Raw genomic sequence first — 12,636 nt, 5'->3', positions numbered from 1 at the left:
CCCGCCGCTTCGGCCCGCGCTGCGAGCGAGAGCGCGGCGCTACTGGCGCGCGAGGCCTGCGAACACGTTCTTGGGACGCTGCATTTCTCCGTGCTTCGCGCCGAGAACGATCACCGTGCCGGCAAAGACGGGGATGGCCCACTGCAGGACCTTCAGCTGCTGCTGCGCGGAGCGGAGTTCCTCGGATGCGCCCGGCTTGGGCTCGGTGGCCCCAACAGCGCCCTCACCGGCAAGCTTGTCCACCTTGGCGCCCTGGAGTCCGGCGTACAGGCTCACCGCGCCACCGGCCAGGGTGACGACGGACTTGTAGACGCTGAGCCGGGTGACGCCGTCCTGCTTGGCCATCCGTTCCTTGTTCTCCCACATGATCGCGAGTCCGGAGAGGAGGTGCGCGCCGAAGGCCGCCGTCTGGAACGGGGCCCACTTTTTCCAGCCCAGGCTGGAGAGCCGGGTGCGCTCGGACGGATCCCTGGCTTCCGCCGTCGCGCCGTTCAGCCCGATGGCCCCCATCAGCGAACCGCCAAACCAGGCGCCGGCGGTCAGGTCGTGGATGGATCGGGCAACAAGATTTCCTGCCATGGTGAGCTTCCTATCGTCGGTGTTCGAATCCGGAACTGCCGCCACCACGATGGAGTGCGGCTCAGGCTATAGTAAGCACACTTATGAAAAACCTGAAAGTTCCGGGATCCACTCCCCTGAGTAGACTCGGCGGCATGGAATCATCGGGGGCCGAGGACCGGTCGTCGGGGGCGGGGGAAATCCTCGGCGAGGCAGCGGGCGACGCAGCCGACGCGGCGGAAGCGGCGTCGAACAGCGCGACGCTCGACGTCGTCGCCCGGTCCGGCTTTGCCGTGATGGCGCTGCTGCACATCGTGATCGGCGCAATTGCGCTGGCCCTGGTGTTCGGCGCGCCCGGCCAGGCCGAGCCGACCGGAGCGATTGAACAACTCGCGGCCAACCCGTGGGGTCCGGCGGTGATGTGGGCCGGATTTATTGCCTGCGCCGGGCTGTCCCTGTGGCAACTGAGCGAGGCCACCCTGCGGGCCCGGCACCTGCCGCGCCGGCAGCGGCTCGGCAAACTCGTGTCCTCCGGTTTCCTCGCCATCGCCTACGGCAGCGTGGGGCTGAGTTTCGCCGGCTTCGCCCTCGGCAACCGGGGCGACTCCGGGGATTCAACGCGGGACTTCAGCACGGCCCTGGTGCGCAGCCCGTTCGGAGTGCCGGCGCTGATTGGCCTGGGCCTGACGATCATCGGGATCGGTGTGTTCTTCATCGTCAAGGGCGCAGGGAAGAAGTTCAAGGAGGAGCTGCGCCATTTCGAAGGGTCGCGCCGGGGCCGGCTGATCAGCGGGCTGGGCGTCACCGGGCACATCGCGAAGGGTGTGGCGCTGATCCTGACCGGACTGCTGTTTGTCATCGCGGCGGCCACCAACGATCCCGGCTCATCCACGGGGCTGGACGGCAGTCTGAAGGCCCTGCAGGACCATCCGTTCGGACCCGTTCTGTTGGCTGCGATCGGGGCCGGCTTCATTGCCTACGGGGCGTTCGCGCTGGTCCGGGCACGCTTCGGCCGGATGTAAGGCTTGCGGCGCGGATCACCCCTCCCGCTCACACTCGGAGCCCCGCCGCGGCGGAGACTGCTGCGCGGCCTACCTCCTACCCGGCGGCCTTCCGCTCCGCTGCCGCATTCCCCAGCGGGACCACGTCACCCTCGCGGTACAGCAGGGCCCGGACCTCGGATTCAGCGGAGTCCCGCCGTTTCGGATCGATGGTCTCCCCCGCGGCGAAACGGTCCAGGATCCGCGGATCCACATAGCTCTTCCGCGCGATCGACGGGGTATTGCCCAGCACCGCCGACGCGTCCACCATGGCCCGGCTCACCGCGCGTTTGCGGGCGGAAACCTTCGCCTGCGGGCCGCTTTGCGCCAGGCTGACCGCTGCCGCGCATGTTCCGCGCAGGGTGCGGAAGTCCTTGGCGGTGAAGTCCTGCCCGGTACGGTCCTTGACGTACTGGTTGATGTCCGCACTGGACACCGGGCGCCAGCTCCGGCCCTCCTTGTACGCCAGCAGGCGGGCGTTGCCGCCGCGGCGCTTGAGCTGGCGCACGACGGCGGCGAGGTCGGCGTCGTCGATCCGTGATTCCCAGGTCTTGCCGCTCTTCGCGGGGAAGCTGAGCCTGAGCTCATTCTTGCGGACCGCGACGTGGGCGCAGAGCAGGGTGGCGAGGCCGTGGCTGCCGTTTTCGTTCGTGTAGCGCTCGGACCCGACCCGCAGCGAGCCGCTGTCCAGCATCCGGAAGGCGGCGGCCAGCACGCGCTCCCGGGTGAGGCCCTCGGAGCGCAGGTCCAGGGTGACGCGCCGGCGCGCGGCGGGCAGGGTTTCCGCGAGCTGGAGCGACCGGTTGAACTTCAGCCGGTCCTTCCGCTCGCGCCAGCCCGGGTGGTAGATGTACTGGCGCCGGCCGACGGCGTCGAGCCCGGTGGCCTGGATGTGTCCGTTGTCGTACGGGGCGATCCAGACGTCGGTCCAGGCCGGCGGGATGCCGATGCCTTCGAGCCGCTCGCGCACCGGACCGGGCGGAAGGGTGGAGCCGTCCAGGTCCTTGTAGCTGAACCCGGTCCCGGCCGGGACCCGGCGGTAACCGCGGCCGGAGGCGTTGCTGTGACGGAGCCTCATCGGCGGGCTCTTGGTTGGCGGGACCCTGGCGCGGGGATTCCTGGCGTGCGGGGTACTCGACCGCGGGACCCTGGCGTCTGCTGCGCATCCATGACGGTAAGCCTACTGACTACAGCCCCGTTTTGCGCCCCCCCACCCAACCAACGCGGGGTCACTTCCGGCCCATAATCCCCTCGGGATGGGCGTGAAGTGACCCCGCGTTGTCTGCAGGCTTTGGCGGAGGGCTGGTGCGTTGTCGCCAACCGTCAGCCGTGACACCAAGGCCGTCAGCGAGTTACCCGGTTCCCGAATTCCTCGTTCAGCTCGTAGCGGCGGAACTCTGTCTCCGGGTTCGGCTCCCCCTCGGCCACGATTTCGTGGTCGAACTGGCGCTGGACCCGGCTGTCGAGTACCTGCAGTTGCTGGTCGGAGACCGTCTCCAGGTGCTCTGGAAACGGTTGCCCAGGGGTCAGATGCAGATTCTCCGTCGTCATGATTTGTCTCCACCTTTCGCGTCAGGATCCGGGCCTAATGTGGTCCCAATCAGACAGTATAAGGCGGCCCGCTAGACTTCCGCGGCCACTCCGTCACGGGAGATCTGGACCATGGCCTCGCGCGGGACAACCTTGATGCGCTCGCGCTGGATATTGCCCGTCCCGGCGGCAGCACTGGCCTTCCCGCCGAGGGACCGCTCGTGCGCGTCCAGGGCCAGCCAGCCTTCCCAGCTGGTGTACTGCACGCCGCGGGTTTCGAGCAGTTCGACGACGGCGTCCGGCGCGGGGGTCGCGGCCAGCGGCAGGTTCGCGCGGTCCTCGAGCAGGTAGGTCACGGTCTCGAGGGCGTCGCCCTTGGTATGCCCGATCAGGCCGACCGGACCGCGCTTGATCCAGCCGGTGGCGTAGATGCCCGGCACGTGGGCGCCGGACGCGTCCAGGACGCGGCCGCCGTCGTTCGGTACAACGCCCTTGCTGTGGTCGAACTCGACCTCGGGCAGCGAGGAGCCGAAGTAGCCGATGGCGCGGTACACGGCCTGCACCGGGTAGTCGACGATCTCGCCGGTGCCGCGGGCATTGCCGGTGCCGTCCAGCTCGGTGCGCTCGAACTTGATGCCGGCGACGCGGCCGGGAGCACCGGTTTCGCCGGTATTGTCCCCGTACACCTCGACCGGGCTGTGCAGGAAGTGCAGGTGCAGGCGGCGGGAGGCGGTGAGCTCGGCGAGGTCCTCGGGCTGCTCGGCGATCCAGTTGGTGAGCGTGCCGACCATGGTCTTGGTCTGGTTGTTGCTCTGGATCTGCCGGTCCGATTCGGCATCGAACTCGAAGTCCTCGGGGTAGAGGATGATGTCGACGTCCTTGGAGTGGGAGAGTTCGCGCAGCTCCAGCGGGGTGAACTTGACCTGGGCGGGGCCGCGGCGGCCGAAGACGTGCACGTCCGTGACCGGGGAATCCTTCAGGCCGGCGTAGACGTTGTCCGGGATTTCGGAGACGAGAAGGTCATCGGCGTGCTTGGAGAGCATCCGGGCGACGTCCAGGGCCACGTTGCCGTTGCCGATCACGGCGATTTCCTTGGCCTCCAGCGGCCACTCGCGGGACACATCGGGGTGCCCGTCGTACCAGGAGACGAAGTCGGCGCCGCCGTAGGAGCCCTCGAGTTCGATGCCGGGGATGTTCAGGTCCGCGTCCTTGATGGCGCCGGTGGCGAAGATGACGGCGTCGTAGTGGGTGCGGAGGTCCTCGAGCGAGAGGTCCGTGCCGTAGTCGACGTTGCCGAAGAAACGGATGTCGCCGCGGTCCAGGACCTTGTGCAGGGCGTTGACGATGCCCTTGATCCGCGGGTGGTCCGGGGCGACGCCGTAGCGGATCAGGCCGTAGGGCGCCGGGTAGCGGTCGAACAGGTCGATGCTGACCGTGAGTTCGCCGCTCTTGACGGCCTCGCTCTTGGTCAGGATGTCCGCGGCGTACACACCGGCGGGTCCGGAGCCGACGACGGCGATGCGCAGCGGGCGGGCGGCAGTTCCTGCAGGGGTGTTCGTTGACACGGCTGTGTTCCTTTGTTCTTCGGCATCCGTTGCTCCGATACCGCCCTTTTGAGGCTTGATAAGGGCAGTTATGGAGCAATCGACGGGTTTTACGGGGTCAGTACACGGGTCTTTGCGGTCTTGGTGGTGCTGGTGGTGCGGGGGGCGTTCGGGGAGGTGGTGCCGTAGTCCGCGGTCTTGAAGTGCGACGGCGCGAACGGGCTGACGCGGACCACGTCACCGATCACGATCACGGCGGGGTTCGCGACGCCTGCGGCCTCCGCCTGGTCCGCGATGGTCCCGAGCGTTCCAATGGTCACCCGCTGGTTCGGCAGATAACCATTCTCTACGATGCCAACAGGCGTCCCGGCTGGCAAACCGGCGCGTCCCAGCGAAGCCGCGGAATCGCGCAACTGGCCCACGCCCATGAGCAGGATCACGGTGTGGTCGGCGCGGGCCGGGACCTCGGAGAGCTCCTCATGGCCGGTGACCACGCTGAAGCCCTTGGCCAGCCCGCGGTGCGTGACCGGGATGCCCGCGGCGGCCGGGACCGAGATCGCCGAGGTGACGCCGGAAACCACTTCCACCTCGACCCCGTGCTGCCGGCAAAACTCGGCTTCCTCGCCGCCGCGGCCCAGCACGTACGGGTCGCCGCCCTTGAGCCGGACCACGCGGTGTCCCTGCAAGGCCTCGTCGACCAGGATGCGGTTGATCTCGGCCTGCGGGACGGGGTGGTGGCCGGGGGTCTTGCCCACCTCGATCACGCGCACGTCGGGGGCAAGCTCATTGAGCAGTTCGCGCGGGCCGAGGCGGTCCGCAACGACGACGTCGGCCTGGCCCAGCAGCCGCCGGCCGCGGACGGTGATCAGCCCGGTGTCGCCGGGTCCGCCGCCGACGAGGGCCACGGATCCGGCGCCGGTGGCGTGACGGCGGCGGCGCAGCGGCAGGTCCCCGGTTTCCAGGGCGGTGGCGACGGCGTCGCGGAGGGCCATGGCGCGGCGCGGGTCTCCCCCGGCGTTCACCGCGATCTTGACGTCATCGACGACGGCGACGGCGGGTGTCCAGGCGGCGGAGGCTTCGTGGTCGGAGGCGTTGACACACCAGATCCGCTGCGCCTCGGCGTCGGCCGCGACCTGCGCGTCGACGGCCGGGTCGCCGGTGGCGGTCTGGACGAACCAGACGCCGTCGACGTCGGCCGGGCGGTAGGTGCGGGGTTTCCAGGTGAGGAGGCCGGCGTCGGCCAGGTCATCCAGCGCCGGGCAGGCAAGCGGCGCGACGACGGTGACCCGCGCACCGGCGTCGAGCAGTCCCTTGGCACGCCGGGCGGCGACCGGGCCGCCGCCGACGACCAGCACGGGGCGGCCGAGGAGGCGCAACGCCGTGGGGTAAATGTCCTGAATTGCCATGCATCGACGATAGGGCGGCGTCATATGGCGGGACAACGGTTCGGAAACACCCGTTCACGCGGGGTAATGCCACGTCACATAGTTGTCGCGGGCCGGCGGCCGGCGGATGGGCCGGGGGCGGGGCCGGAGTGGGGGCCGGCTTCGGTGCCGGAGTTGGGGCCGGCTCCCGCGAGGCCGGCGTCCGGGAGCCCGCCCGACAGCGCCTGGCTGAGCAGGGCGCCGGCGGTCCACCGCATCGACGCGACGGCGGCTTCCCGGCTCAGGCCACCCACGTCCGTCAGCCAGACCAGCGATTCGATGCCAGTGGCGCTGCGGATCGCCAGCACGAGCTGGTGGATCTCCTGATCGGACAGCCGTTTCCGCAGCGGGGCCAAGGCCTCGGTGATCCAGCCGATGGCGCGGCCCTGCCGGAGCGGGAGGCTCTGCTGCTGGCCGCCGGCAGGTTCCAGCGAGAGCCTCAGCATGGTCCGCTGCTGCGCCTCGGTTTCGAGGATCATCCGGGTGAACTCGACCACGACAGCGTCCAGCCGCTCCGCCACATCCTCCGGGGGATGTTCCGGCAGCATCGACGTGCGCGCAGTTTCGGGATGGGCGGCCGCCAGCAGCTCCCGCTGGCCGGGGAAGTAGCGGTAGGCGGTGCTGCGGGAAATTCCGGCGGCGAGCGCAGCGTCGTCCACGGTGGGAGAAGCACCCGCCGCGACGAGCTGGCGGGCCGCCGCGACCAGGGCATCCAAAGTGCGGCGCTTTTGGCCCGTCCGGCCGGCGTCCACATAGAGTCTTGACATAGGCTTCATGGTACACCAGTCTTGTTACGGGACATCAGTCCCATAAGTTCTCCGTAGAGCATCGAGGCGACCATCATGGAGACTAAAAAATCAGCATCCGCAGTAATCCGGCAGCCCGGTGAAGGGGCCCGGCGCTGGTTCTTCGGCGGCGGGGTGCAGACCTGGAAGGCCACGGAGGAAGACACCGCGGGCGCGTTCCTGCTCTTCGAAGACGAAATGGCGCTGGGCAAGGTCACGCCGCTGCACACCCATCCGGACTCCGACGAAACGATGTACATCCTGGCTGGCGAGATCCTGATGAACATGGATGGCACGGAGCACCGGGTGGCGGCGGGCGGGCTGACCATCGCCCCGCGCGGCGTTCCCCATGCGTTCAAGGTCCTGCAGGAGGGCACCCGCGTGCTCTGCCTGCACACGCCCGGCGGCGCTCAGGCCTTCTACTTCGGTGCCAGCGAGCCCCTCGGCGCTGACGACGATGCTGCCGGCGTGGTGGACTTTGACCGGATCCGCGAATCCGGGAGGGTGAACGGCGGCATCGAGATCCTGGGTCCCCCTCCGTTCGGCTAGTGGGCAGTGCCGGCGCTGGCTGGCGCTCCCCGTTCGACCAGCGGCCAGGGCCGGCGCTCCCCGTTTCGGCTGGCGGGCCCTGGCCGGCGCTCCGCGTTCGACTTGCGGCAAGGGCCGGCGCTCCGGGGGCACTTTGACGGGCGGGGGCGCTGTTTCGGGCCCAAATGACGGCGTGTCCGTGTCAATGTGCCCCCGCCCCGCAGACCCGGAATGTCCTGAGGCTACTTCACCGCGATGAGCTCGATGAGTTTGATGTCGGGGTCCTTGGCGAGCAGTTCGGGGCCGTGCTGACCGAGGGCCGCGGGGATGGCGCCGTCGAGGTGGGCCTGCCGGTCCTCCTCGGTGTCAAAGCTGTCAAAAATGCCGAACGTGTTCCCGTTGACCCGGAAGGCGTACCAGGTCCTGGTGCCGGGTTCGGTCAGCACGATCTCGCGGCCCCCGTTGAGGAAGTCCCAGACATCCTGCTCCTTCCCGGGCTTGGCTTCGACCAGTGCCAGCACTCCATATTTTGGCGCCACGGCTGTCTCCTCAGAATGGCATGGATCGGCCGCACACCGGCCTATAGCCGTGAGTGTAGGCCGGTGCATCCCGCCAAACAACAGCAACGCGGGGTCACTTTCGGCCCATAAACCGTTGATTTATGGGCCGAAAGTGACCCCGCGTTGTTTGGGCGGGAAGGGTGGGTTAGCGGGTGCTGCCGGCGAGGAGGCCGCGACGGCGGAGCAGCCGCTTTTCGATCGGGGCGAAGACGAGCAGTTCGATCAGGATGCCAACGGCGAGGATCAGCAGGATCGCGGCCATCACGATGGTCATGTCGGACAGGTCGCGGCCCTGGTTCAGCATGGAGCCCAGGCCGAATCCGATGGAGCCGCCGACGGCGATGATCTCCGCGGCCATCAGGGAGCGCCAGGAGAAAGCCCAGCCCTGCTTGAGTCCGCTCAGGTATCCCGGCAGTGCGGCCGGGAGGATGATCTGCAGGGCCAGCTGGAGCCGGGATGCGCCCAGGACTTTGCCGACGCTGCGGTACTGCGGCGGGATCTGGTCCACACCGGAGATCAGCCCGTTGATGATCGAGGGGATGGCGCCCATGAACACCACAAAGTACACGGTGGCGTCGGTGAGGCCGAACCAGATGATCGCGGCGGGCACCCACGCCACGGAGGGAAGCACCTGCAGCCCGGAGATCAGCGGACCGAAGGCGCGGCGCAGCGGTGCGACCTGGGCCAGCAGCAGTCCGATCGGCGTCGCGATGGCCACGCTGATCAGGAAGCCGACGAGTCCGCGCTGCAGCGAGGTCCAGACCGCTTCCTGCAGCTTGCCCTCGGCCCAGAGGTTGCCGAACTGAGCCACCACGTCCAGCGGACCCGGCACCAGGTCCTGCCGCTTGAAGCCCATCGACACGTACAGCTGCCAGACGATCAGCAGCACCACGATCGCGGCCACCGGCAGCAGGATCCGGCTCCAGTCGACCCGGGCCTTGCGGACGGCGTCGGACTGCAGTGAATCCAGGCCCGCCTCGAGCTCGCGCAGGTCGGCCGGGCCGGACGAGGAGCGGGTCAAAGCCGCGGTGACCGAGGCAGCGCCGGGGACAAAAGACGTCTCGACCGGCTCGGCCGCCTGCGCATACGGGGACTTGAACTTACTTGGCATGGCGGCGGATCTCCTCGCGTAGCCGGGCGGTGATTTCGCCGGTGAGCTGGCCGGCCAGTCCGGCGTCGGTGCGGTGCTCTTCGCTGACGTGCCATTCGCGCACCACGCGGCCGGGCCGGGAGGACAGCAGCAGCACGCGCTGTCCCAGCCGGACGGCTTCGCGGACGTTGTGGGTGACGAAAACGATGGTTCGGCCGGTTTCCTTCCAGATCCGCTCGAGCTCGTCGTGCAGCAGGTCGCGGGTGATCGCGTCCAGGGCGGCAAAGGGCTCGTCCATCAGCAGCAGCTGCCGGTCCTGGGCCAGCGAGCGGGCCAGCGCAACACGCTGCCGCATGCCGCCGGAGAGCTCGTGCGGGCGCTTCTCCCCCGCGCCGCCCAAATGCACAAGGTCCAGCAGTTCGCCGGCCTTGACCCTGCGCTCAGCCTTCCCGACGCCGCGCAGCTTCAGGGCCAGCTCGATGTTCTCCCGCGCGGTCAGCCAGGGGAAGAGCGCGGCGTCCTGGAACATAAAGGCGGCACCGTCGCTGGGCACTTCCAGGGCGCCCGACGTCGGGGCCTCCAGTCCCGCCATGATGTTCAGCAGGGTGGACTTGCCGCAGCCGGACGCACCGAGCAGGGCGACGAACTCGCCCTGCTCGATCGTGGCGTTGACGTCGTCCAGCACCGGGGCGCCGTCGCCGAAGCGTTTGCCCAGGTTTTCCAGTACGACTGGCATGGTCACGTCCTTAGTTCTGTTTGGCGGGACTTCTGTTGGCGACCGAGGCACTGTTTGACCTGTCTCGCAGACCCGATGGGGCAGGAACTGGCTAGTCCTTGCCCAGTCCCTGCGCCGAGACCTTGGTCCCCGAGGTGCCCTTGGTCCCGGAGGTGCCCCCGGCCAGGACGCTGTTCAGCGCCGTGAGGTCGAAGAGGCCGTTGATGTCGGCCTGGGTGGTGGTGCCGGCGTCGACCCCGTCCTGGAGGAGCTTTTTGTAGGTTCCGGCGAGCGGGTCGACGGTGAAGGCGATGTTCTGGAGTGAACGCTCAATCACGTCGGCGGGCAGGGCGGCGCCGGCGGATTCCTTGAGCGCGGCGTTCAGGACCGTGGACTTCTCCGCGGCGGGGGCGGCGTTGAGCCAGTCCACGGATTCGACGTGGCCCTTCAGCAGCGCGGCGACGGTGTCGGGGTGCTCGGCGGCGAACTTTTTGTTGACGATTAGGACGGTGGTGATGAATTCGCCCTTCTCCCACAGGTCTTTTTCGTCGACGAGGACCTTCGCTCCGGCCTGGAGCACGAGGCGGGAGGCCCACGGCTCCGGGAGCCAGGCGCCGTCGAGCTTTCCGTCCTGGAAGAGTTTCAGCGTCTGGGCGTTTTCGGTGGGGTTGATGGCGACGTCGCCGCTGCCGTCGGTGTTGGTTTTGTAGCCCTGCTTGCCGAGCCAGGCGCGCAGCGCCACGTCCTGGGTGCCGCCGAGCTGCGGCGTCGCGAGCTTCTTGCCTTTGAGGTCCGCGGCCGAGCCGATTTCGGGTTTGACCACGAGCTGCGCCCCGCCGGAGGCCGCGCCGGCGATGATGCTGATCGATTCGCCCTTGCTCTTGACGTAGGAGTTGATCGCCGGGTTGGGGCCGATGTAGGTGGCGTCGATGGCGCCGGCGTTGAGGGCCTCGATCGCGGCGGGGCCGGCGTTGAAGACCTGGGTGCTGAGTTTGGTCGCGCCGAGGCTTTTCGCGATCAGGCCCTGGCTGGTGCCGACGAGGGCCGGGGCGTGCGTGATGTTGCCGAAGTAGCCGAGCCTGAGTTCGGCAGCCGGCGTCGCCACTGTGGCCGCGGCCGGCGCGGCTTCATTGGTCCGGGACACCGTGGACGCGACGGCGGCACCGGCGCCGATCAGCAGCACGAGGCCGGCGGCCAGGCTGATCTCCAGGGTGCGCCTGCGCTTGGGCCTGGCGGCTTCCCCGGCGACGATGCGGGTGGTGCCGGGGGTGGGGCTGTTGGATGACATGCGGAAATCCTGTTCGTGGGGGTGAGCGGGGAGGCCGGGCGGGTGATCAGCGCCGGCGACATCGCCCCCGGAACCCATCGCGGGGGCTGTTGGAGAGCCGATCCGAAGTTGTCATGGCTTCACCCTAGGGACTTGCAGGAACCCGGATCAACGGTCCGGAAACCGGGGGTCACGTGGGTTCATGCAGCGTCATATGCGGGCCCGCCGTCCGGGCTCCTGGGCAAATAAGTCGCGGATCAGTCGCCTTTAACGTTGACGAGCTGCCGGAGCTTGTGCCGTACCTTGACAAGGTCCGCGGAGTCGCGCATCACCTGGTCGATGGGCTTGTAGGCCGCCGGGATCTCGTCGATGAAGGCCTCGCTGGGACGGAACTCGATCCCGTGCATGGCGGCCTTCAGCTCGGCCAGGGTGAAGGCCTTCTTCGCGGCGTTCCGCGAGTATTCCCGCCCGGCGCCGTGCGGCGAGGAGTTCAGGGCGACCGGGTTTCCCAGCCCCTCCACCACGTACGACGCCGTGCCCATCGAGCCGGGAATCAAACCGGGATCCCCCGGCTGGGCCCGGATGGCACCCTTGCGCGAGACCCACACGGACTTGCCGTAATGCTTTTCCTGGGCGGTGAAGTTGTGGTGGCAGTTGATCCGCTCCGCCTCCCGGACAGCGCCGCCGATCCAGGCTTCGAACTTCCGGACCACCCGGTCCATCATCTCCTCGCGGTTGAGCAGGGCGAAGTGCTGGGCCCAGCCGAGTTCGGTGATGTAACGGTCGAACTCCCGGGTTCCTTCTGTCAGGTAGGCCAGGTCCGGGTGCGGCACCACGATGTGCCGGGTCCTGACCTGGGTCCGGGCCTCGGCGATGTGCCGCTGCGCAAGCTTGTTCCCGACGCCGCGGGAGCCGGAATGCAGGAACAGCCACACCGCGTCCGTTTCGTCCGCGCAGACCTCGATGAAGTGGTTGCCCGAGCCCAGCGACCCCAGCTGCAGCGTCCAGTTCGCGGCGTACTGCGCGGGGTCGAAGCCGGCCTTGGCCGCCCGACGCCGCAGTTCGGCAACGCGCGGTTCGGCGGTGGGGCTGATCCGGCGGTTGTTGTGTCCGGCGGACAGCGGGATGGCGTGCTCAATGCCTTCCCGCAGCCGCTTCCGGTCCTTGGGCAGGTCCTTGAGGGCATACTGCGTGCGGACGGCGATCATGCCGCAGCCAATATCGACGCCGACGGCGGCCGGAATGACCGCGCCGAGCGTTGGAATGACGGATCCCACGGTGGCGCCCAGGCCGAGGTGGGCGTCGGGCATCAGTGCCAGATGCGGGTAGATGATGGGCAGCTGAGCCGTCGTCAGGGCCTGCTGACGGGTCGTGTCATCGAGGATCGAGGCCCAGCTGATGAGCTTGTTGTTGATGACTTCCAACGATCTGCCCTCCCATCACGATGATCAAGGGAGGGCGGCCCTGGTGGCAAGGCTTCTCGTGATCCCGCAAGGTGGCAAAGCAGATTAGTCGTCCGGCGGCGGGGCAGCCACGACCGGAACCGCCGACTTCGCCGGAAACGTTTTGAGGTCGCCGTAAGCTTCCGGGCTCCC

General features: G+C 68.5%; 13 protein-coding genes. 2 read left to right on the top strand and 11 right to left on the bottom strand.

From position 1 onward, the window contains the following. Positions 1 to 39 precede the first annotated feature (39 nt). Positions 40 to 579, bottom strand: coding sequence for a hypothetical protein (locus AC50YM_RS13805; protein ID WP_494957522.1), 540 nt, complete (start codon positions 577 to 579; stop codon positions 40 to 42). Positions 580 to 713: 134 nt separating this feature from the next. Between AC50YM_RS13805 and AC50YM_RS13800 the strand changes: the two genes are divergently transcribed. Further along, the gene (locus AC50YM_RS13800) at positions 714 to 1,580 is read left to right on the top strand and encodes a DUF1206 domain-containing protein (protein WP_494957521.1); all 867 of its coding nucleotides are present in this window, start codon (positions 714 to 716) and stop codon (positions 1,578 to 1,580) included. Between the two features lie 76 nt (positions 1,581 to 1,656). Here AC50YM_RS13800 and AC50YM_RS13795 read toward each other — a convergent pair whose 3' ends face one another. From AC50YM_RS13795 to AC50YM_RS13775, 5 genes are all read right to left on the bottom strand, one after another. Next, a complete protein-coding gene (locus AC50YM_RS13795; protein WP_494957520.1) occupies positions 1,657 to 2,676 on the bottom strand; it encodes a DNA topoisomerase IB in 1,020 nt (339 codons plus the stop codon). 266 nt (positions 2,677 to 2,942) lie between these two features. Beyond that, a complete protein-coding gene (locus AC50YM_RS13790; protein WP_494957519.1) occupies positions 2,943 to 3,149 on the bottom strand; it encodes a hypothetical protein in 207 nt (68 codons plus the stop codon). Between the two features lie 71 nt (positions 3,150 to 3,220). Then, on the bottom strand, positions 3,221 to 4,693 hold the full coding sequence (locus AC50YM_RS13785; protein WP_494957518.1) for an FAD-dependent oxidoreductase: 1,473 nt from the start codon (positions 4,691 to 4,693) through the stop codon (positions 3,221 to 3,223). A gap of 89 nt (positions 4,694 to 4,782) precedes the next feature. Further along, positions 4,783 to 6,078: a uroporphyrinogen-III C-methyltransferase gene (cobA, locus tag AC50YM_RS13780; protein WP_494957517.1), complete on the bottom strand. Its 1,296-nt coding sequence runs from the start codon at positions 6,076 to 6,078 to the stop codon at positions 4,783 to 4,785. A 74-nt stretch (positions 6,079 to 6,152) separates the two neighbouring features. After that, complete coding sequence (locus tag AC50YM_RS13775; protein WP_494957516.1) at positions 6,153 to 6,863, bottom strand: TetR/AcrR family transcriptional regulator; 711 nt, start codon at positions 6,861 to 6,863, stop codon at positions 6,153 to 6,155. Positions 6,864 to 6,938: 75 nt separating this feature from the next. Here AC50YM_RS13775 and AC50YM_RS13770 point away from each other — a divergent pair, with 75 nt between their 5' ends. Then, entirely contained in the window at positions 6,939 to 7,430 is a 492-nt protein-coding gene (locus AC50YM_RS13770) for a cupin domain-containing protein (RefSeq protein ID WP_494957515.1), read from the top strand. A gap of 221 nt (positions 7,431 to 7,651) precedes the next feature. Here AC50YM_RS13770 and AC50YM_RS13765 read toward each other — a convergent pair whose 3' ends face one another. The 5 genes from AC50YM_RS13765 to AC50YM_RS13745 all read right to left on the bottom strand — a co-directional run bounded on the left by AC50YM_RS13765 (position 7,652) and on the right by AC50YM_RS13745 (position 12,465). Further along, positions 7,652 to 7,948 carry a putative quinol monooxygenase gene (locus AC50YM_RS13765; protein ID WP_494957514.1) on the bottom strand — a complete coding sequence of 99 codons (297 nt, stop codon included), beginning with the start codon at positions 7,946 to 7,948 and terminating at the stop codon, positions 7,652 to 7,654. 166 nt (positions 7,949 to 8,114) lie between these two features. Further along, on the bottom strand, positions 8,115 to 9,080 hold the full coding sequence (locus AC50YM_RS13760) for an ABC transporter permease (RefSeq protein WP_494957513.1): 966 nt from the start codon (positions 9,078 to 9,080) through the stop codon (positions 8,115 to 8,117). Continuing rightward, positions 9,070 to 9,795, bottom strand: a complete 726-nt coding sequence (locus AC50YM_RS13755) for an ABC transporter ATP-binding protein (protein ID WP_494896148.1) — start codon at positions 9,793 to 9,795, stop codon at positions 9,070 to 9,072. Before AC50YM_RS13755 ends, AC50YM_RS13760 begins: the two co-directional genes overlap by 11 nt. Positions 9,796 to 9,886: 91 nt before the next feature. Next, entirely contained in the window at positions 9,887 to 11,062 is a 1,176-nt protein-coding gene (locus AC50YM_RS13750; RefSeq protein WP_494957512.1) for an ABC transporter substrate-binding protein, read from the bottom strand. Positions 11,063 to 11,298: 236 nt separating this feature from the next. Then, the gene (locus AC50YM_RS13745; RefSeq protein WP_494957511.1) at positions 11,299 to 12,465 is read right to left on the bottom strand and encodes an RtcB family protein; all 1,167 of its coding nucleotides are present in this window, start codon (positions 12,463 to 12,465) and stop codon (positions 11,299 to 11,301) included. Between the last annotated feature and the right edge of the window lie 171 nt (positions 12,466 to 12,636).

It is taken from the genome of Pseudarthrobacter sp. RHLT1-30-1 (assembly GCF_059383415.1).
The sequence above is the reverse complement of the archived record's forward strand: the minus strand, read 5'-3'. Positions and strand labels throughout refer to the sequence as shown.